Consider the following 20417-nt stretch of genomic DNA (forward strand, 5'->3'; position numbering starts at 1 on the left):
TTAATTATTTACGACCGGAATCCATATTTCAGCTTTATTCTGTATCTCCCCTGTAAAATAAACCTCAATCTCTGGCAAACCAGCATGTTGAAAGTCGGTTGCAGGAAACCATTCTCGGTAGATTTGCTGAAACCCCTTTAATATAGCTTCCGGACGTGGTCCTGGACACGGGAAAACGGCCCAAGTAGCTGATGGAATCTTCGTAACGGTAAACGTATCCGAAACGGTAACAGATTTTTGTTCACATCCAATCATATATGTGAAATTTTTATCAAAATTTAAAGTTAGACCTAGTAAGGAAGTGTCTATCGATTCTAGATAGATATCCTCAATAGCTCCATTGCTCTTACACTATCCCCAGAAATCTTGTCGAGTTCTTCCTTCATTTCCACAAGCTAGAGTTGTCGCTTTGCCAAACACTGAAAACGAATCTTTCTTTTCTATTAGATAATCCACTTCACGATCACCAGAAATGGTAAATTGAAACGATATCCGCGGAAAAGCCTTTAACGGTGCTCCTGATCGACGAGCTTCTGATGGAGAAATACCGTGGATTTTACGAAATGATTTAGAAAAAGATTCAGGTGTTTTATACCCATACTTCCATGCAATATCAACTACTTTTGATGAACCACAGGCTAATTCTTGTGCGGCTAAAGTCAATTTGCGTTTTCGCACATATTCCGCTACTGTCATACCCGAAATCATAAAGAACATCCGCTGAAAATGAAATGGCGAAGAATATGCTATTTTTGCAATTGCGTTGATATTTAAAGGTTGCTCCATCGTACTCTCCATATAATCTAACGCCGCTTCCATCCGATTGATCCATTCCATACTGTACCACCTCTATCATCTTAAACTATTATTTAAAGGTATATCTTCGCTCCTTCTCCATATAAACCTGCTACTATTCTCTTTTGTTGAACCTGTTCGTTGAAAGCATAGAATGACAGGATACTTAACAACGCTGCTTTTATAATGAATGAGAACGAACAAATTAATGAAAAGAGGGATCACGATGAAGAAACGTATGGCTAGTTTGATCACATTCGGTCTAATATTCTGCTTCAGTTCATCTACTTGGGCTCACCCTTCGAAACAGAAACATGTAGAATATGTTGCATTAGGGGATTCTATAGCTGCAGGAATGACGCCTTATGGTGGTTATGATGAAAGTTATCCCGATATGTTAAGAAATATGTTTCAGCGTTCGAACTCGAAACTCAAAGACTATGATAACTTTTCGATTTCGGGGTATCTCTCAGAGCAATTAAAGGACGATGTTGAAAACAACTCCCGTATTCGTAGAGAACTACGCGAGGCTACTCATATTACAATTACTATTGGGGCTAACGATCTCTTTCAAAAACTATTATCCGATCCATCAACCGCCCAACAAGGAATTGCAGCAGCAAGTTCAAATCTAAACACGATTTTACAAACGATTGACGAACTAAATCCTAAAGCAGATATCTATATCATGGGCTATTACAATCCCTTTGCTTATTATCCAGAAGAAGTACAAAATTTCCTTGTTCCCCTTTTAGAATCTTTGAACCATGAAATAGAAGTCAGAGCTATAGAGAACGGTGATACCTATGTGCCAACAACTAATGTTATCGATTCTGAATATGAGAAATACATGCCAAATCCTGAGGATAACCATTTAAACGTGAAGGGATATAAGATAATTGCCAAAGAGTTTTGGAAGGTTATGAAAAAAGATAGATGAAAAAAAGACTCGTCATTGGCGAGTCTTTAAATCCTCATTCTTAGATTAAAACTTTACTGTTCTCTATAAACGCAGATAAAGTTTTTGAATATAAATCCGGTTGCTCTCTATGTACCAAGTGTCCAGCAAATGGGATGACAGCTATTTGCGTGTTAGCATGTAATTTCTTATACGTAACCGCTGCTTCCACTTCGAGTTCTTCCCTATCACCTACCATATACAAGATGGGAGCTGTCACATCTGAAAGTTCACCCGTTTCGTGAAAAGGGTAAAAACCATCTGAGTTAAATGATTCAAGCAATGCTTTCCAATCATTGTTTCCATGCATTTGATTAAGTGCTTCTACAATCTCTGGATTATCGAATAGATTTTTATGGTGTTCTGCTTCTTGTCTACTAAGTTCTTCCCAGTTGTCAGGTTGTTTTGGGAATACACCAGAAAATGTTAGCGTCTTAACTCTAGAAGGATATCTTTTGGCAAACATTAATGCTGCAACTCCACCAATAGACACACCTGCAATATGGCACTCATCAATGTTTAACGAGTCGAGTGTGTCCTTTAAATCAATCACACATTGATTGAAATAATCTTCAAGAGTTCCTTCAGATTTTCCATGACCTCTTAAATCAGGTCTTATCACTTTAAAATGATTTTCTGCAAAATAATCCTTTTGCTCCTCATACTCTGTTAAACCCGTCATACCTCCTGAATGAATGAAAACAATAGGTTCTCCATCTCCTGCTGTGTATGTATTTAAGATTATTTACCGCAGCTCCAGTCGTTAAAGTATTGTCACTCTCTTAATTTACCATAATTTTCAATATTAAGTATCGAATAACCTACTTTGCATAATGTTCTAGGAACCAGTCATCTTGCAAATGTTCTTCAATATAACGAATGTATAACGAATGGTCTCCCTCTTGACTTCACTATACATCCTGCTCACCTCACTACTATCATAATAGAAGGAGAAACTGAGTTTTCGATATTTTTTCTATTCTTTCTTTATTTTCCATACTGAGATTATCACCATCATATTAAATTACATAGCCGAAATTACTTAGTTCTATAATAAAAAAGCACTTCCTCTTCTAGAGGAAATGCAGTCTTATAATGTTTATCCATGCTTAAAATGCCTCTTGATTGTTCGATGTAAATTTTATCCTCAATATTACTGCAACAATGCTACTCGACATTCCAGCTAACAGAAACAGCCAAGTAAACCATTCCAGACCCACAGTCGGAGATCTAAAGGTTAACGAACTAGCCACAAATAATGTAAGACCGAGTATTGTGAAAAACAAGTTCAGTTTGTTTGTGTGATTACTTAAAAGCCATCTAGCCAGTAATACTAGGATATGCAGTAAACTGATCGTCATGAGTATTGGAAACAGTGGTTTAAATTTTGCGGCATAAATGAAATGATCAAATCCTGATATCTCAGAGACGTTTGTTACCGTTCCATGTTTCCATTTCGAAAAAATAGCCGAGTACTTCCATTCCCACTGTGTATCTCTTAATTCACTTCCTTCATACCATGCTGAAAACGTTGAAACAAGAAACACAATAACTGCTAAAACAAATTGAATAACATACGACATAAGTAGATTTCCTCTCGCTTGATAATGTACCTTATTTTACCAGGTGAGACCTTTCGTTGCTTACTACTATTTGACTAAATTTTACTCTAAGGCAAATTAATTCATGAAAGGCAGTAAATTTCTTACCACCAAAATACATAATATGGTAATTTAGTAACATATACCATAAACAGAGGTGCAACCACTTATGAAAAAGTACATGGGGTTATTTGCAATAATCATTTTTATCATGGGTTTGATTCCAACTTGGCTTGGAAAATACATTGAATTCTTTGCAGCTTCTTATGCATGGTTTGCGCTTTGGGGCTATATTGTAGCCTGGATCTTAACACTTTTCTCTAGTAAAGGGAAATGGAAAACGGCCAGTATTTTGACGCTAACCTTATCTGGATTAATCGTGATAATCACTGTTTTTTTCTTAATCGCAACTTGGAATAAACCCTAATCTAGCCAGCTAAAATAGACCAGATTATTAGTCTGGTCTTTTAAATTACAAGATTTTCTCCGCTAACTCTAGAATAATTCCCTCTGGACCACGAACATAGCAAAGTCTGTAGCTGTCTTCATATTGCTCGATCCCACTAAAAATCTCTATGCCTTTGTCTTTCAAAATGGAAACAATAGCCTCAAGATCCTCAACAGCAAAGCAAATATGCCGAATGCCTAGCGTATTTGGAGAAGGTCGTTGTGGTTCAGATTCATCTGCAGGCGTATTATACTTGACGAGCTCTATCCAAGTGTCACCGTCAGGCATTCCTAGTCCTACACAACTTGTTCTAACATTCTTTAATCCAACTATCCTGTCTAATTGATCTCCTTCCAGTTCCCATTCGGCTTTTACTTCAAGACCTATATCAAGAAAAAAAGCTTTCGCTTCTGAAAGATTGTTTACATTTATACTCACATGATCGATTCTATTAACCTTCATATCTCCTGCCTCCCATGTTCCTCTTTTCTAAACAACCTAATTAAAAGAATACACCTTGCTTTTTGTACTCATTAGGTATATTCGATTGCACTGTATTGAATCCTTTTCCGTAGAAAGAGGTCATTTGAAGATGACTTCCTTTTATAATCTAATACCAAAAGAGACAAAGCAACTCTCGCTTTGTCTCTTTTTATTGTTCACTTCATTATCCCAACTGTCTTTTGAACTTTTTACTAGCAAAGAAGTAAGCAATCACCATAATTCCGATACACCATACTAGCGCAATCCAGATATCATTTCCAACGGGGCCCTCATACAATAGTGCACGAATCGCGTTCACTATCGATGTTACGGGTTGATTTTCAGCAAAGATACGTACAATCTTAGGCATCGTTTCTGTTGGAACGAATGCTGAACTGATAAAGGGTAAGAAAACGAGCGGGTAAGAATAAGCAGTAGCGCCTTCCATTGAACTAGCTGTTAAGCCCGGAATAACGGCTAGCCATGTCAGCGCCAGTGTAAACAGACCAAGTATCCCCGCTACAGAAAGCCAATCTAGAAATCCTGCGTTAGAACGAAAACCCATCAGCAAGGCAACTAAGATAACAATCAAGATCGTAAGTGCATTAGAAACAAGTGAGGTTAAAACATGTGCCCACAATACAGATGATCTTTTGATTGGCATAGTTATAAATCGATCCATTAATCCACTCTTCACATCTGTAAACAGCCGAACAGACGTATAAGCCACACCTGATGCGATCGCCATCAGCAAAATCCCCGGTAATAAGTAATTCACATAGTTGTCTGTCCCTGTCTCAATGGCACCACCGAATACATATACAAACAATAACATCATCATAATCGGTGTAATAGCCACTGTAATAATCGTATCCGGACTTCGCATGATATTACGCATTAATCGTCCTAATAAAGTTCCTGTTATACTTTTCATTTAAACACTCTCCTTTTTACCGATGATGTTGAGGAAAATATCCTCTAGTGATGGCTGCTTCTCAACGTACTCCACTTTCGCTGGCGGGAACATCTCTTTCAGTTCTTGCAGCGTACCGGTCTTGATGATTTTTCCACCATGTAATATCGCTATACGATCCGCGAGCTGCTCGGCTTCTTCCAAGTATTGTGTGGTCAGCAATATGGTCGTGCCACCATTGGCAAGTTTCTTAATGGTATTCCAAACTTCAATACGTGCTTCAGGATCAAGTCCTGTTGTTGGTTCATCAAGAAAAATGACGTCCGGTGTCCCGATTAGACTCATGGCAATATCCAGCCTTCGTTTCATCCCGCCAGAATATTGGTCACTGCGTTTGTTCGCAGCTTCGGTTAAACTGAATCTCCCAAGTAAATGATCTGCGACTTCACCTGGATTGTTAACACCTCTCAATTTAGCTATCATCACAAGGTTTTCCCGACCGGTAAGCACTCCGTCTAAGGCTGCAAACTGTCCTGTTAAACTAATGCTTTGACGAACTCCTTCGGGTTGAAGATCGACATCGAATCCGCAGATTATCGCTTCCCCTTCATCGGCTTTCATCAATGTAGAAAGAATGTTGACCATTGTTGTCTTTCCCGCTCCATTTGATCCTAACAATGCAAAGATTTCTCCCCTCTGCACCTCAAGATTTACTCCTTTTAAAACTTCCTTATCCTTGAAAAACTTCTTTAAGCGCTTTATAGAAATCGCTGTTTGATTCATGTTTTTCCTCCTAATGAATTATGATTTCACTATTTAGTATCACCGATAATAAGTGTTACTTAGTACTGATCAAAAAAATAACTGAATAGTTTCCAGTACATTCTATTCAGCCACTATTGTTACTCTCTTCCTAATTCCTTCTTAATACTTTGGTTCAGATCTTCACGATATTTAGCAAAATAGGTTTTGGCGTTTGCTACAAGTTCATCTGCGAAAGATGCCACGTCTTCCCCAGTAATGTCGAGCACTGGTCTTCCTTCAGCTGCTCCTGCTTCAAACAAGTCAATCAATTCATACTGGATGTGCAGCATATCCATACCGTTTCCAGATGAAAAGTTCCACATATACGTTTGAATCTTTTTAAATACAAATTGATAATCTTCCGGAAGAGCTTCAACACGAGCCATCATCATTTTGTATTCTTTCTTATCACCGATCATCTTTTTAATCCATTCCAACATATTTCTTTCCTCCTTTTTATCCCTTCCATTCATCATGCTACCGAAACACTTTATGAGCTTATTGTGATTTCAATACATTAATCTTTGAAGATACAAAATCCCATTTTCGCCAAAATGATTCAAGTTCCTGTCTGCCAGCTTCATTAAGTGTGTAAAACTTTCGAGGTGGTCCCATATCTGATGGCTTCTTGACGATGTCTACTAATTTCTTCTTTTCCAATCGGACGAGGATTGTGTAAACTGTACCTTCCACCACTTCTGTAAACCCAAGATCGTTTAAGCGGCGTGTAATCTCATAGCCATAGGTCTCATGACGGCTGATAATTTCCAACACGCAGCCTTCAAGTGAACCTTTTAGCATTTCTGTTAAATTTTCGATGTCAAAAGCCTCCTTTATCTCATCTGACCTATAATAAGTATGACTTAGTACCGTTGCAAAAAAAAATAGGTTTGAATTCACCCTTGCTATTTAGTATTACTTATTACTTCTACATTGTATGACTGAGTACCAGAAATGTCAACTGTTTTTAAACAAAAAATATTTTAACGCTCGATCTGTTATAAAAGTGCACTTCTCCTTCTTGAAGAATTGCACCCGTATGTTGAAGAACTTAATTTATAATTTACTTATGTCCAAACGCCAATTGTTGCAATGCATTAAGTTACCTGGTGGGTATTCAAATTCGCATTCTGAAATAAATGAAAAGTTGAGCCTTCGACAAATGGCATTTGAAGCAGGATTTTCAACCGAAGGGAAAGCGTGTATATATTGATATTTCCTTTCCTTTATTGCTTCTTTAATTGCTAGTTTAACTGCAATAGTTGCTATCCCTTTTCCCTGAAATTGTGGCAGTATGCTCCATCCAATTTCATAAACACATTCATTATTCCAAGTTGATTGCCAATATACAACTGAACCAACCGCTTCAAAATCAGGACTTAGGGTGATGCTAAATACTTTCCCTATTTCACCAAGTTCAAGATACCTTTTGTGACGCTTTAGAACCTGTTCATTACTTTCAGATCCTCCAAGATGTTCCATCATTTCTGGAGCGTTTAATTTAACAAGTAGATCAAGGTCTTTATCTTCCCAAATGTTAATTCGTATTTGTCGTTCTCCAATTTGTTCTGAAATAACGTCCACCTCCTTAACTATTTTTGAAGACTTTTAGTATCATTTTTCTTAGCATATTCCTCATACTCCATTTTCAATTTTGTGTGACCAATGCAGAACTGTTCTTACAAATTTGCGGATGTCGAGCCCTGGCATTCTGTAATGGTCTTCATTGTGGACGGTAGTTACAGCGCTTTCAATAAACGTTACTTTATAACCCCTGTCGTATCCGGCAATGGAGGTGAAAAAACAGCAAAATTCAGTATTAAACCCAGTAATAAAAATATGATCGACATCACAGGATCTTAGTACTTTTTATCAAGTTCAAAATTCAGACGATAATGGCGAAAAAACATCTCCTTTTAAACAGTTGTAACCTAAACCGAACAAATGTTCTTTGTTTGATTACAGTTTATACAATTAGTTTAAAAACTTCAACAATTTTCTGTAAATTCACTTTATAAAATCTAACTCCATAATTAAATTACACAAATTGAAGGAATATCTTACTTTTGTTTTCTTTCCCTGTGTTTTCGTACGTTCATTAAGTTACCGCAGTTGCTATGATAACACCAGACACGGCTACGATTCTTACTGACATCATAAAAGATCCAGCCGCATTTTTCGTTTTTACATATCTTTAAACGTCCAGTCTGATGGTTTGAAACTACATCGGCAAAGGATTGTACAATCTTTGCCATTACCCAGTTCCAATCAGGTTTAACTGGCTTTTCGGTTAAACGAAAATTTCCTGACTCCTTCCTGATCTCCCATAGTAAAGGAGAATGATAGAAATAATCGTTCAACTGATTCACATCATTTTCGGTCAGTTGTTTCTCGTAAGTTAATTCTATAACAAGTTTCCTTAATAGAACGCGGAGGGTAATTAGTCTTTTTTTCTTTTCTTCTGTCAAGTCTTCGTTGATTGCTAACTCCCAGGAAGTCAACAATCCAGTCAACCATTTTTCGTCATCCAGTCTGTCTATATAAGAGTCATCATGGATGCCATCTCTCCATTCACTATTTAAAAAATCAATAAACAAAAAATCCACAAAAAGTCCCCCTTGCAAATTTATAAAATTCTATGATAAATTGGGTGTAATCAGTATAATCGTTTTAGGTTATTACATTCAAGCTTTTACATCACGATTACATTTCCTTTTGAAAGGGTGTTTAGGATGAAAAAGTACAATCCTCAAATTAACCACACTTCACCTTCGCTTCGAAAGCATCATGACTTCAATAAACTCTGGTTTGGAGAGACTGTCTCTTTATTTGGGGCAAAAATCTCAGAGTTAGCTTTTCCGCTATTGGCTATTTCCGTGCTAGAAGCCACTCCATTCCAAGTCGGGCTGCTAGGTACACTTCGTTTCCTTCCGTTTCTGCTTGTAACTTTGTTCTTTGGCGCATACCTAGACCGCAGAGCCCGTCGTCCAGTTATGATTTTTTCTAATCTAGCAAGAGGCGTCATTCTATTGATCGTTCCACTCTTATTTATAATGGGGGAACTACGTATAGAATACCTCTATGTAAGTGTGTTCCTGATTGGCTTGCTAGATGTGAGTTTTGATCTTGCTTACTTTGCTTATCTGCCAAGTTTGATTAAACGGGAGCAACTAAATGAAGGGAACAGCAAGTTGCAAGCAACCGCATCTATTGCAAATGTTGGAGGTGGAGGAATTGCCGGGATAATTATTCAAACTTTCACAGCCCCCATCGCTATTTTCATAGATGCCTTGTCTTACATGGTTTCTGCCATAAGTATTTTATTCATTAAAAAGAAAGAAACACCTCCTGTTATCGAAAAATCACAGCAATCCATCTGGAAAGAAATAAAGGAAGGGTTAAACCTTGTTTTTTCTAATCCATACATCAGCAAGATGGCTGGGGAAGCGGGTACGTACAATCTTTTGTCAAACATCATTTCAACGGTTTTTATTATATATGCTGTAGAAGAGATCAAACTTCAGCCAGGTATTCTAGGAGTCATTTTAGCAAGTGGTGGAGCTGGGGCATTTGCCGGATCTTTTTTTGCTGCTAGAATTACGAAAAAACTTGAAATAGGACCTGCTATCATTTGGGGGACTGCTGTTGCGTGCTTTGCCCCTATGATTCTCTTAATGGTACAAGAAGCTTCTCTATTCGGTTCAATACTATTAATTCTTTCTTATATTTTAAGCGGATTTGGAGTCGCAATCTGCAACGTAAATATCATAACCATCCGTCAGTCTGTTACACCTGACAATATGCTGAGTAAGGTGAATGCGAGTTATCGTCTAGTTGGCTATGGAGGAATTCCGATAGGAGCATTTTTAGGAGGTTATTTTGGAGAAGTGTTAGGCTTATATCCAGCACTCATGATTGGTGTTTTTGGAATGCCTTTATGTCTCATGTGGCTATGGTTTTCGCCAATGAGGACATTAAAGAGAGACCTGCCCGTAGCTGAAAGTAGTGTATCTTAAAAACTGGGAATGTTACAATAAGTGATTTATCATATATATGGCGAAAAATTGTTATTCTGCTGTAACTTTAAAAATAATAAAAACGATTTAAACACATGAGGTTACTATCTCGTGTGTTTTTTTGCACATAGAAAATCTTAATTCCACAATTCTGCCACGTTTTTTAGTTAAGTTCAATAAAAAAGAGCACATTTCCTTCTTAATGAAATGCACTCAATTATGGAATAAGATTAACAGTAATATTCAATGTTTGTACTATATACATCTATATAAAATGCCTTGGCATATTCCATGTTCCTGCTCCAAGGCTTTTCTTTTTTTAACCGATTGAACCTTTCATCGGGAATTTTGAAATTTCTTTTTGTAAGTATTTAAAGTTTAACAACTATGCTAGAAAGTCGAGAACCCGCTTGATCACAAGCTTCGTTGCGTCAGCATCGTAGGACGGTATACTGCTGTCGGTGAAGAGATGTTCCTTGCCTTCGTACAGAAAAAGTTCAGCGTGATTAACCGATGCCACAAGTTCACGGGCAGCGTCGATGTCGCCGTCTTCAACGAAAAAAGGATCTTCACTCATGGCGTGAATTTGCACAGGCAAGTCTGCCGGCCACTGAGATTCGAACGCCGAGGTTGGGAGGCAGGCATGAAAAAACAGTGCGCCTCTTGTTCCTTCACGAGTTTGAGCGAGCTGCTGTGCTGCAGGGACACCGAGTGAAAAACCTGCATAGACGACATCGCGTGAAAGCTCGCTCGCTGCCCTAACTCCGCGTGCCGTCACTTCATGAAATCCAATTTCCTTAACAAATGCCAAGCCTTCCTCCAGCGTGGAAAACATGCTACCGTCGAATAAATCTGGCACGTGCACAGTATGCCCCGCATCTCTCAGTTGCTCGGCGATTTCTTCAATCCCCTTCGTTTTGCCTAAAACATGGTGTAACAACAAAACTTCTGCCATCGTTTTTTCCTCCAATTTAATGAACTTCATATGTGTAAGTTTTCGACAAAAAAACCTAGTTGACCTTCCAGAATTTTACGATTTAGAAAAATCTACCTTAAAAACATATCGCTTGCTTATTCAACAATTCTGATCGTTTGCTGAAGAAGAAAACTGCTCTTATTATAGCAGCTCATTTCATTTTTAACGTCATTGTATAATGGATTGTTAAAAATGGAGCTCCAGCAATCTTCATTTTGTGAGTGGCTATTAACGTATTGTTTTTTGATTCTTTGACCACAAAATACTCTGATAGGGGGAGTCTAAATAAGCATTCCCCTACCGCTAAGTATATACCTGCATTGGGTTCTCCTTTGCTTGATAGAATGAGAGTACCCTCTCTTTCATCTAGCTGTAGGATTCCGATCATGGTTGAATAAGGAAGTGGAAGTGCAATGTTCATATACGTTCTATCTTTGGTCTGATAGTTTGAATAAATGGCTTTAAATACCGCATTCCTTCCAATATACCTGTTCCAAACACGTGGGTTATCTCTTCCATCCAATACTGGATCTACCGCTCTTACACTCCCTGTCATCTCAACGGTTTTGCTAGAAAGGGGCAAGTTTATCTGCTGCATTCGGTTACTCACCCATTTATAGCAGAGAGCAAATGGTTTAAACCAAGTGGCCCATTTTACCGAAGCAAATAATTGATACTGTTCCGTATGCTCATAAAAATGAACAATGTTAGCAGGTATTTTTTGTATATCTAAATAGTCACTGAGATCATTAACTAAGCCAGGTTTCAGCTCTCCCGTTTCCTTCAAACGACCTCTTATACGGCTGATAGGAAAATCCCAGTTCTCTTGTTTCGTTTCTGGTAGAGCCAATATCCATCCAAGCACTCCAATCATGCCAAAAAGAACACTGTTTACCAAACCATGAAAAGTGAGCATAAAATCAATACTCACCCCCCATTTTCCGAAAGCACTATTCGCAGCATACAACAGTGAGAACAAGATCGTGATTCCTAAAGAACTGAATGATAGGCGAACAAAAATGCCTTGCAGTCTGGATGCAAAACGGGTTCGAAAAGCTAAAGTGATTAATGTATAGATAGCGAAAATATATAGCAAGACGGAAATGACTTCTAACAAAGGCCAAAATGTAATTCCTATTGCAACCAGAAGTGGGCCAGCTAAAATAATAGGCACACAAATCTCATACCACTTAGATTGATGAAGACGGCCAAACAAACCTAAAGAAACAGGTAATAAAAAGGCTGAGTAGTGGAAGTGTATAGCGGTCAACCATGTAATCAAAGGGCTAAAGCCAGTATTTATTTCTGTAGTAAATACAAAAAACCAAAGTCCTCCCACAAATAAATACATCATTCCCGCATCAATCGAAAATTCCGCCCAGTTCGTAAAACCTCGATTGAAGAAACGCCTAGTTCCATATAAAGCAACTACCAGTGTATAGATTAAATAAATAAGTGCAAATAAGAGCTGCAGAGTACTATTTGAAACAATATGTAAAAGAAATATAGAAAACATTGCAATCCAAGCGCCAACAACATGTTTCTTTTTTGTATCAATAAAGACCTGCAGCATGATCGGCACAAATACCAGTTGAGCGGCTGTCAACATTAAATAAAACGGTTCCTTTATGGTCATGAGGCAACTGAAAAAAAAGAAAATGATTCCGGCTACGGTTATTGGATTAAGTAGATTGTTCTTTAAATTCACCTTCATAGGCCATCATCCTTCCTACGATCTGATTTCGAATCTGGACTCGAATGGTAAATACTTCTTGTAAATCATCATATCCTTCTTCTACCTCAACGACTCCTTGCAAAAAGCTCGGAATAGGAACTTCTATTTTACCGATCACAAAACGCTGTGAACCTGAACGAATGATGAGGTTACCATCTGATGCAACTTCAAAATATAAATCAGAATAGAATAGACTTGGTTCCCCTAAGTAATCTTTTACAACCTTTCGTTCAGAATCAATCGTCATAAATGCATTGAAATATCGGGTTACATTATCAAAATAAAAAGTACGCTCCCAATTCACTTCATCTAACCCGGAAGGTAATGAACGACACGTATTTTTTATCGTAAACGGAATGTTCTTACCGCTTTCAGGAAAAAGAAACTTCCAGTTGGCTGCAAGTTTCAATAAAGGAGTAAGTAGCCTTGCTCCTGTTTGAATGGACGTCATTGTACCCTCCGCACAGAAAGGCTTATCCTTTGGCAATGCATACCTTTCTTGCAATTTAGGATGCAGTCTTTTGAAATCTTCACCTAAGAGATTTTCATAGATTGTCACTCTTATCACTCTTTCCTTGAACGCTTGCAACTTGTTGCGGTAGGCACGTCTTTAGCTAATACAAAGCCAAGAATGGAAAGGATCCACAGGCTTACATTAAAGGTAACAGGGTTAAATGGATGCGTCGAGATTGCCGGGTCAGCCAACAAAGCACTTACCGTTAATAAGGGAAACACGATAATTTGTAAGAGATGAAGATGCCTCTTGTTTCGATATAACAACCAAGTCAACCCGAATAATACTTCGAGGATTCCTACAACACCAACAGCCTTAACTGCCGTATTCATCTCCATTGCACTAAGAGATGATAACATGGCAACCTCTTCAGGATGTTTTGCAATGATTTTAGGAACAAGCCCTTGATAAACCCATATAAAGAAAAAGAGTACGGTGATTAGTAGAGTACTAAAAAAACGAATATACTGTGTTTTTGGAAGCTCGCGTTGTTCAATCCAACGTTTCAAAACATCAAAACTGAGTGCCGTACCCCATCCCATTAGTGGTCTAAATAAAGAGTCTACTAGTCTTCCGAAATAACCGTAACGCACATCATAATCATATTGTGTTAAAAAGGTTGTACCTTTTTCATTGGGTATGTACTTCCAAAATCCTTTTCCTTCAGATATCGGTGAGATTTTTTGAGGAGTACCAAAGTGAAGCGAAGATATCTTAGAACCATCCTCTTTATTATGAGTACCGATGCTTTTTCCCCATCCTGACACCTTAAGACCAAACCCAATCTTTGTTTCATAGTGAAAGGACTGTGGATCATCCTCTGATTTTTTTGGAAGATATGTAATTGAAGAAAAACGGAGATCCCATTGTTCATGAAGAATAGGATTTTGGGACTTTTCCCATACTTCATCAATCCTAGCTTTGATAGGTATTTCCACATAAATTGCTTTCTTTTTCATAACAACACCCCTTATGTATAAAGTACCATAGGTATTGTAATAAAACGTTAAAATATGTGAATATTTGACGTATATTCTAGGAGAACAGGCTGCGAGAAATGGTAGCCTGTTCTTAATGAAACGTACCCTATAGTTGAAGAAGGACGATAACCAATTTTATGGCTATCGTCCTTTTTCATTTTCTACTGAAAAGTATATTTGTACTATGCAATATAGTATATTATTTCTTTATATGAGCATTGTGATAACCCAACTCATACAATCATTCTTCAATAACTTTTATCTAATTCTAGTAGAAATTGGCTCAAGCTTGAAAAGTTCCGAAGCCTCATTGTATTCTTTCACTGCAGCAGTAATATGAAGATTTTGTCCCATACCAATAGTGTCTGGTATATTAGAACCAGTAAGATTTAAATCACTAACTATATTGACATCCTCAAACTGAAAATTAGGTCCACTATAAGTTGTTTGACCATAATCACCAGCTAAAATTAAAATGTTATATCTTATTTTATAATTCCCATGTAGCATCATATTTGCAATATATCCATCAAATTCAATGGTTCTACCTGCATATTTTTTTGCAAATTCACCGATAATTGGATCAGCTTCATACTTCACTGTCAAGACAGCCGCAAAATCTTTATTATTTTCTATCGTTAATATTTCCTGATCACTTTCGTCAGATGTATCATTGGTTGATTGGTCATCTGTCTCAGAACTCTTTTCATCAGCAATTTCAGTATTAGAACTCTTTTCATCAGAGGATTTGGTATCACTTTTCTCTTCTTCTGGGAATGTGTGATATGTAATGACTACTTCAACGTCATTAGAGTACCATTCATCTGACGAATAGTCTGTATCTCCATCAACCGAAACAGATTCAACTTCACCCTCTTTTGTTAACCAACCAGTTATTAAATCTTCCTGCTTCTTTGTACTAATGTTTTTGAATCCTTTTTCCTTAAAATCTTTAACAACCTTTTTGTAATCCCTACCTTTTTGTACACTTGAACCTGACGGTGTTTTTGCTTCACCTTCATGTTCATTTGAATCTCCAGCACACCCTGCTAATGAAAAAATAATACAAGCAATAATAATACTAATTATTTTTTTCATTTTGTTCCTCCTCATCATCATACTTAAATCATACCAGATGATAAAAAGGTGTTGTTACTATTTTCCATACTTGTAACACTTACATAAAGCATCTGTCAAATTCTGTTACAATCTATAAAAGGGGAAATTCCTTTTTATGTAGAAAGAAAAAAATACAGATGCTCAATGAAGGTAAAGTCATTTAAGACACTTTTTTTATTCTTTTTCATATTTGTGCTTATCGGATGTGAAAGTAGTGGTTATGACCGTCAATACAGCAATTCGCAGTGCTATTAACATTTTTAATCCAACAAGATTGCTGCACTTTAATTCAATAAAAAGGTGCACTTCTCCTCCTTGAAGAAATGCACCTGAAGTCTTATAAAAAGTTCTCTGTTATCTTCTTTAATCGGTTCGCCACCCATTCGATGTCATATCCGAACTTAATCAAAGATCACTGGCTACTTTCAAAAATGTTTAAAGACTCATCTAACTAACGGCTGGCACGTATGAGCTTTATCATTGCTACTAAGAATACAGTACCTGTAATCACCCAAGTAAGAAGAAAAGCAAGACCAAGACCAATATTTGCACCAATATATTCGTTCTTGTAATCATCATAAAGTGTATAAGTAAGTGGCAAAGCAGAAATAACCAAGCCGATCACCAGAAATGCACTTTTCTTCTTATTTTTGTGTTTTCTAGTAAGATACAAAATGATAAAAGAAAGAACGAGCATAACAAAAGTGAAAATGGTTTTCATTGTATCCATTTGCCGCATCCTACCTCCTTATGTTAATTAATCATTTCTTCGCAAACTGCTTATTAGCAAACTCAAATCCAATTGTTAAATCTTCCTTTAAAACCAGCATCGCACTGAACTTTTTCTTTTCTTTCGCTTTCGGCTTAAAACCTTTAATAAGACTTGTTTTTCCCTTCGTGCACAGATCTTTCACCTGTTTTTCCGTGATCGTCTTACCAAGTAATTTCCCTGGAAAAGTTTGTTTGCAGTCATTAGCATGTTCCGAGCATTTATAATAAGAACGACTTACGCTGATTTTTCCTTTTTTGCACCGTGGACAAGTAGCAATTGGTTTCTGACTTACTTTCTTAACGCCATCAATACTCTGCTGTATTGGTGCAGCATTCAATTGTCCAGGTACTTCTTCAATCAGTTTATTGAGAAACTTTGCGATACTCCCCAAAAAAGCTTGAGGTGTCCCATTTCCGTTTCCAATCTTCTTCAAATAGGTTTCCCATTTAGCAGTCATGGATGGACTGGACAAGAGGTTTCCTTCTATGGACTGACAAAGGACCTTTCCTTTTTCCGTAATATGAACAATGTTCTTTTTCACTTCAATGTATTGATGCTTTTTAATCGTTTCAATAATTCCACTTCGTGTTGCTTCTGTACCTAAGCCTTCTACTTCTTTCAATATTTCCATTTCTTCTTCATTCTCGACCGACTTACCACACGTTTTCATCATCGAGATGAGTTGACCTTCTGTATAAGGTTTCGGAGGAGTAGTCATTCCTTCTTTTATTTTGACGATACTCTCTACTTCTTCACCTTTTTCAAGTTTAGGAAGTGCTTGTGCAGTGTTTTCATCTTTCTTGTCTATGCTTTCTTTGTCCTTTGAACCATAGTTAAATAGTTCTTTCCATCCTTTGCTGATCTCTGTTTTTCCTACTGATTCAAAGTCCAAGCCGTTCACACTCGTTGTTACTTTTGTCTCTTCATACACGTAATCGTGATGAAACATCGCAAGAGTCGTGTTCAACACTTCAAAATAAATGTTCTTTTCTTCTATCGATAATCCTTGAATCTTCGCACGAGTTGGAACCTGTTTTGTCGGAATGATCGCATAGTGTTCTTGCACCTTCGATCCGTCTACATATCTTTTGCTAGGACGTTTGGAAGCTGCATCAAACCGATTCTCTATAAGATCTTGATAAGACTCAAGGTTCGCCGATAGATAGGCAAATTCATTTTCGGTAATGTATTGGGTATCTGTTCTCGGATACGATAGGATTTTCTTATCGTACAACTTCTGAACGGTATCCAAAACCTTCTTCGGGCTGTATTTCCATCTTCTGTTCGCTGTTGCCTGCAACGTCGAGAGGGCATGCAACTTTGGAGATTTTATTCGCATTTCCTTTTTTGAAACAGCTTTAATAATACCCGTATCTTTGCTGGTAATCTTGTACTTTTCTAGCAGCTGTTGGACTTCTTCTTGGTTTTCACTTTTAATTTTCGCCTTGCCCCTATACTTTCCGTTTGCGGACGTAAAGTTCCCTTCAATCTCATAAAAAGGTTTCGGCACAAAATTCTCGATCTCAAGGTGTCTCTGGTAGATCAAGTACGTTGTTGGCGACTGCACCCTACCAATGCTCAAGCTATCCGTGAATCCCTTTTGCTGTAACAGTAGCGTATAAAGACGACTTCCGTTCATGCCAACGAGCCAATCAGAAATCTGACGTGTTTTGGCTTCAGCATAAAGCAATAGATCCTTCTCATTATCATGAAGGTTAGAAAATCCTTTACGAACCTCATCGACTTCTAGAGAGTTAATCCAAAGTCGTCTAATGGTTTTGGCTCTCACACCTGTCATATGGTAGATCGAATAAAAGATGTTCGAACCTTCACGATCCACATCACATCCGTTAATGATGATATCCGCTTCTTTAAATAAGCGTTTTACCGCGTTAAACTGTTCATACTTTCCCGTTGCGACCTTGAATTCATAGCGTTCAGGTAAGATCGGTAGAGAAGACAAGCGCCACGTTCCCCACTCTGATTTATATTCTTTAGGTTGTTTCAGTTCAACTAAATGCCCGATTCCCCATGTAATGGTTGCGCCATTTGGAAAGGTGCTGCATGGGTTTAATTCGATAAACGTTTTATCTTTCTTTTTTATTGTAAAGGCATCTGAATAAGCCTTAGCTTGTGATGGTTTTTCTGCTAAAATGACGATTTTACTCATAGGACTTCACCTTTTTACTGATAAATTTTACTAGAAAAAGAAAGTAAGGGAAGCGATACACCACCCTTACTCAAGTTTTATATTTTGCGAGCTTTCTATGTACGCGTTTAGTCGTTCGATCCATGGATGTCCGTTAGGGTACTGAATGGTCAATGAATCTATTAACCATTCTCTACTTTCATCATCTAAAGTAGGTAAGATATTCTTTAAATCCAGAATATCTTTTTCCCGAATTAACGAACTTCCTCCTTTATATAAAAGCTGAATTTCTGGCTTTATGTATGGAACTCCCTCAGAAGTTTTCAAGTCAATATCCGTTAGCTTTCTTCTTATTGTACCATTTCGTTTGTAAATCCAATAATCATTCTCTGAATCTAGGATCATCACTTGAAAAGCCCAACTAGACTTTCCCTTTTTCTTAAACCATAAATTATCAAAATGAGAATCTAGCTCTTCGTCCTTATTCCACGGCGATAATTTTCCTTTGAAAGCTATAAACCCTTCCCAGTCACTGGATAAATATTTTTGTAAAAGTAAGTGTTGAGTTCTCAAAATGACAACATCGATATCATCATGTTCTCGTGTAATTCTATCTAGATACAAATCCAATGCCCAGCCACCAGCAATCCACCATTGGATAGGTATCGGGCTAAATATTCCTTGTACTTCATCAACCGATAGTGGTTGCCAGCTTTCTTTAACTTCGCTCATTGTTACCTCAAAATTTCTTAAGAATTTTTAAATCCTGATTTCATTTTAGTATATAACCATATTAAAAAGACTGTAATGAGAGCACTTTCGAAAGCTGTATCTAATAATACAAAAAGGATACGACCAAAGTCTTCAAGTTCAGAAAACCCAAAGTGTTGGAGTTCGTTTCCATAAAAAGCTGCATTTAATGTTATTAAGATCACAATCTATTAATTCAGTTCATTTAAAGTGCTGTTCTCATTAAGTCTATTTGGGTCCTTTTCATAAAGATTTGCTAGATAGACTGATGTAAAAAAAGCTGCAATCATTAAGGAAACACCTAACCATGTTGATATTGTTTTCTTGGCTAATCCAATTTTAATAAAGCCCCATAAAGTGATTCCAACTATTCCTCCAGCCAATAAGGCACCTTGCCAGACTGTCCATTGCTCTGGAATAAAGAATTTTAGAAGTGTACCTGAAAACATGACCAAAGTAAACGTGATAGGTCCTTGCAACTCCACGATCAATCTTCCTTTCAAACTTACAATAATAAAAAAAAAAATAATGAAATACATTCAATGTTCCGTAATGCTCTTATGCATCTTCAACCTTACTTGTTGCAAAGATCCCTGCCAACAAAGTAATCAATCCAATGACAAAGAAAGCAGGTAATAATAACATCATCATACCCACAGCAGCAAACCCATCACCGACTGCTACACCAACTGGAATAGAAATGAGGAAAGTTAAGAATGGATTAAAACCCACCATAATGAAAGAACCCCAAACGATGAGTTTTCTTTTTGTTGTTTTACCTTTAGTAAGACTTATTGCCAATATTACTAAAACGACTAAAATACCTGTAGCTACTACAAATGCCAACTTCATCACCTACCTTTTCATAACTATCAAGATATTCTATATGGAAATATGGAAGCTCTTAAGTGATTAAACAAATAAAGCCATCAGAATTAAATCTTGATATCGTCCATCCATTTTTACAGCTCTCGCTTTTCTTCCTTCTATGACAAAATTCAGTGATTTATATAAGTGTATGGCTCCGTGGTTGTCTTCCATGACTTCTAGACAAACCTTTTCAATCGTTTCATTGTTTTTTGCCCAAGAAATCAGTGTTTCTACCAATGCTCTTCCAACACCAAAATTTCGATATTGTGGTAATACGGTCATCGCAAAAGAACCTTGATGTGCGACTTTTTCTTTGTTTCCATTTTTAAAATCAATCACACCTGCAATCTCATTTTCATATTCAGCCACGAGTTTGAGATAATTGGGGTTTGTGGAGTAATAGTTCAACTCGCTTTTGATATCTTCAAGACCTAACTTTTCAATGTCTTCGACGGTACTTAGCATATAGGGAGCATCTACCAATGCTTTTGGAGCAGCCATTAAAATCCTTTTAGCATCATGTACCGAAGCTTT

General features: G+C 37.3%; 27 protein-coding genes. 3 read left to right on the plus strand and 24 right to left on the minus strand.

Features of this window, described 5'->3' with window-relative positions:
* Both ACNJYY_RS12395 and ACNJYY_RS12400 read right to left on the minus strand, forming a co-directional pair.
* The gene (locus ACNJYY_RS12395) at positions 1 to 255 is read right to left on the minus strand and encodes a GyrI-like domain-containing protein (protein ID WP_416728756.1); all 255 of its coding nucleotides are present in this window, start codon (positions 253 to 255) and stop codon (positions 1 to 3) included.
* Positions 256 to 351: 96 nt separating this feature from the next.
* A complete protein-coding gene (locus ACNJYY_RS12400; RefSeq protein ID WP_416728757.1) occupies positions 352 to 837 on the minus strand; it encodes a helix-turn-helix transcriptional regulator in 486 nt (161 codons plus the stop codon).
* A 184-nt stretch (positions 838 to 1021) separates the two neighbouring features.
* On the opposite strand from ACNJYY_RS12400, the gene ACNJYY_RS12405 reads away from it, so the two are divergent.
* A complete protein-coding gene (locus ACNJYY_RS12405) occupies positions 1022 to 1735 on the plus strand; it encodes an SGNH/GDSL hydrolase family protein (protein ID WP_416728758.1) in 714 nt (237 codons plus the stop codon).
* Between the two features lie 40 nt (positions 1736 to 1775).
* Here ACNJYY_RS12405 and ACNJYY_RS12410 read toward each other — a convergent pair whose 3' ends face one another.
* A complete protein-coding gene (locus tag ACNJYY_RS12410; protein WP_416731859.1) occupies positions 1776 to 2498 on the minus strand; it encodes an alpha/beta fold hydrolase in 723 nt (240 codons plus the stop codon).
* 364 nt (positions 2499 to 2862) lie between these two features.
* Positions 2863 to 3336 (minus strand): YjdJ family protein, encoded by a 474-nt coding sequence (locus tag ACNJYY_RS12415; RefSeq protein WP_416728759.1) that lies wholly within the window; start codon positions 3334 to 3336, stop codon positions 2863 to 2865.
* A gap of 187 nt (positions 3337 to 3523) precedes the next feature.
* Here ACNJYY_RS12415 and ACNJYY_RS12420 point away from each other — a divergent pair, with 187 nt between their 5' ends.
* The gene (locus ACNJYY_RS12420; protein WP_416728760.1) at positions 3524 to 3781 is read left to right on the plus strand and encodes a hypothetical protein; all 258 of its coding nucleotides are present in this window, start codon (positions 3524 to 3526) and stop codon (positions 3779 to 3781) included.
* 45 nt (positions 3782 to 3826) lie between these two features.
* On the opposite strand, the gene ACNJYY_RS12425 is transcribed toward ACNJYY_RS12420, so the two are convergent.
* The 8 genes from ACNJYY_RS12425 to ACNJYY_RS12460 form a co-directional block, all read right to left on the minus strand.
* Positions 3827 to 4264 carry a VOC family protein gene (locus ACNJYY_RS12425; protein ID WP_416728761.1) on the minus strand — a complete coding sequence of 146 codons (438 nt, stop codon included), beginning with the start codon at positions 4262 to 4264 and terminating at the stop codon, positions 3827 to 3829.
* A gap of 205 nt (positions 4265 to 4469) precedes the next feature.
* Positions 4470 to 5219: an ABC transporter permease gene (locus ACNJYY_RS12430; protein WP_416728762.1), complete on the minus strand. Its 750-nt coding sequence runs from the start codon at positions 5217 to 5219 to the stop codon at positions 4470 to 4472.
* A complete protein-coding gene (locus tag ACNJYY_RS12435) occupies positions 5220 to 5981 on the minus strand; it encodes an ABC transporter ATP-binding protein (RefSeq protein WP_416728763.1) in 762 nt (253 codons plus the stop codon). It lies immediately after the preceding gene.
* 119 nt (positions 5982 to 6100) lie between these two features.
* Complete coding sequence (locus tag ACNJYY_RS12440; protein ID WP_416728764.1) at positions 6101 to 6442, minus strand: DUF1048 domain-containing protein; 342 nt, start codon at positions 6440 to 6442, stop codon at positions 6101 to 6103.
* A 58-nt stretch (positions 6443 to 6500) separates the two neighbouring features.
* Positions 6501 to 6821, minus strand: coding sequence for a PadR family transcriptional regulator (locus ACNJYY_RS12445; protein ID WP_137789129.1), 321 nt, complete (start codon positions 6819 to 6821; stop codon positions 6501 to 6503).
* Between the two features lie 237 nt (positions 6822 to 7058).
* Positions 7059 to 7577 (minus strand): GNAT family N-acetyltransferase, encoded by a 519-nt coding sequence (locus ACNJYY_RS12450; protein ID WP_416731860.1) that lies wholly within the window; start codon positions 7575 to 7577, stop codon positions 7059 to 7061.
* Positions 7578 to 7637: 60 nt separating this feature from the next.
* Positions 7638 to 7841: an isochorismatase family protein gene (locus ACNJYY_RS12455; protein ID WP_416731861.1), complete on the minus strand. Its 204-nt coding sequence runs from the start codon at positions 7839 to 7841 to the stop codon at positions 7638 to 7640.
* A 221-nt stretch (positions 7842 to 8062) separates the two neighbouring features.
* Positions 8063 to 8608, minus strand: a complete 546-nt coding sequence (locus ACNJYY_RS12460) for a CGNR zinc finger domain-containing protein (protein ID WP_416728765.1) — start codon at positions 8606 to 8608, stop codon at positions 8063 to 8065.
* Positions 8609 to 8734: 126 nt separating this feature from the next.
* Here ACNJYY_RS12460 and ACNJYY_RS12465 point away from each other — a divergent pair, with 126 nt between their 5' ends.
* The gene (locus ACNJYY_RS12465) at positions 8735 to 10018 is read left to right on the plus strand and encodes an MFS transporter (protein ID WP_416728766.1); all 1284 of its coding nucleotides are present in this window, start codon (positions 8735 to 8737) and stop codon (positions 10016 to 10018) included.
* A 385-nt stretch (positions 10019 to 10403) separates the two neighbouring features.
* Here the strand turns inward: ACNJYY_RS12465 and ACNJYY_RS12470 are convergent, their stop codons facing one another.
* The 12 genes from ACNJYY_RS12470 to ACNJYY_RS12525 all read right to left on the minus strand — a co-directional run bounded on the left by ACNJYY_RS12470 (position 10404) and on the right by ACNJYY_RS12525 (position 20390).
* Positions 10404 to 10973, minus strand: coding sequence for a dienelactone hydrolase family protein (locus ACNJYY_RS12470; protein ID WP_416728767.1), 570 nt, complete (start codon positions 10971 to 10973; stop codon positions 10404 to 10406).
* A 172-nt stretch (positions 10974 to 11145) separates the two neighbouring features.
* Positions 11146 to 12708 carry a YndJ family protein gene (locus tag ACNJYY_RS12475; protein WP_416728768.1) on the minus strand — a complete coding sequence of 521 codons (1563 nt, stop codon included), beginning with the start codon at positions 12706 to 12708 and terminating at the stop codon, positions 11146 to 11148.
* Complete coding sequence (locus ACNJYY_RS12480; RefSeq protein ID WP_416728769.1) at positions 12677 to 13288, minus strand: DUF4166 domain-containing protein; 612 nt, start codon at positions 13286 to 13288, stop codon at positions 12677 to 12679. Before ACNJYY_RS12480 ends, ACNJYY_RS12475 begins: the two co-directional genes overlap by 32 nt.
* Positions 13289 to 13293: 5 nt before the next feature.
* Entirely contained in the window at positions 13294 to 14202 is a 909-nt protein-coding gene (locus tag ACNJYY_RS12485; RefSeq protein WP_416728770.1) for a DoxX-like family protein, read from the minus strand.
* A gap of 279 nt (positions 14203 to 14481) precedes the next feature.
* A complete protein-coding gene (locus ACNJYY_RS12490) occupies positions 14482 to 15321 on the minus strand; it encodes a DUF4839 domain-containing protein (protein WP_416728771.1) in 840 nt (279 codons plus the stop codon).
* Between the two features lie 195 nt (positions 15322 to 15516).
* A complete protein-coding gene (locus ACNJYY_RS12495) occupies positions 15517 to 15648 on the minus strand; it encodes a hypothetical protein (RefSeq protein ID WP_416728772.1) in 132 nt (43 codons plus the stop codon).
* Positions 15649 to 15793: 145 nt separating this feature from the next.
* Positions 15794 to 16072: a hypothetical protein gene (locus tag ACNJYY_RS12500; protein WP_416728773.1), complete on the minus strand. Its 279-nt coding sequence runs from the start codon at positions 16070 to 16072 to the stop codon at positions 15794 to 15796.
* Between the two features lie 31 nt (positions 16073 to 16103).
* Complete coding sequence (locus ACNJYY_RS12505; RefSeq protein WP_416728774.1) at positions 16104 to 18284, minus strand: DNA topoisomerase 3; 2181 nt, start codon at positions 18282 to 18284, stop codon at positions 16104 to 16106.
* Between the two features lie 66 nt (positions 18285 to 18350).
* Positions 18351 to 18995, minus strand: coding sequence for a nucleotidyltransferase domain-containing protein (locus ACNJYY_RS12510; RefSeq protein WP_416728775.1), 645 nt, complete (start codon positions 18993 to 18995; stop codon positions 18351 to 18353).
* A 209-nt stretch (positions 18996 to 19204) separates the two neighbouring features.
* Entirely contained in the window at positions 19205 to 19498 is a 294-nt protein-coding gene (locus ACNJYY_RS12515; RefSeq protein WP_416728776.1) for a hypothetical protein, read from the minus strand.
* Positions 19499 to 19571: 73 nt separating this feature from the next.
* Positions 19572 to 19859 (minus strand): hypothetical protein, encoded by a 288-nt coding sequence (locus tag ACNJYY_RS12520; RefSeq protein ID WP_416728777.1) that lies wholly within the window; start codon positions 19857 to 19859, stop codon positions 19572 to 19574.
* A 66-nt stretch (positions 19860 to 19925) separates the two neighbouring features.
* Positions 19926 to 20390 (minus strand): GNAT family N-acetyltransferase, encoded by a 465-nt coding sequence (locus tag ACNJYY_RS12525; protein WP_416731862.1) that lies wholly within the window; start codon positions 20388 to 20390, stop codon positions 19926 to 19928.
* Between the last annotated feature and the right edge of the window lie 27 nt (positions 20391 to 20417).

Source organism: Fictibacillus tiangongensis, from assembly GCF_048083785.1.
GTDB lineage: Bacteria > Bacillota > Bacilli > Bacillales > Fictibacillaceae > Fictibacillus.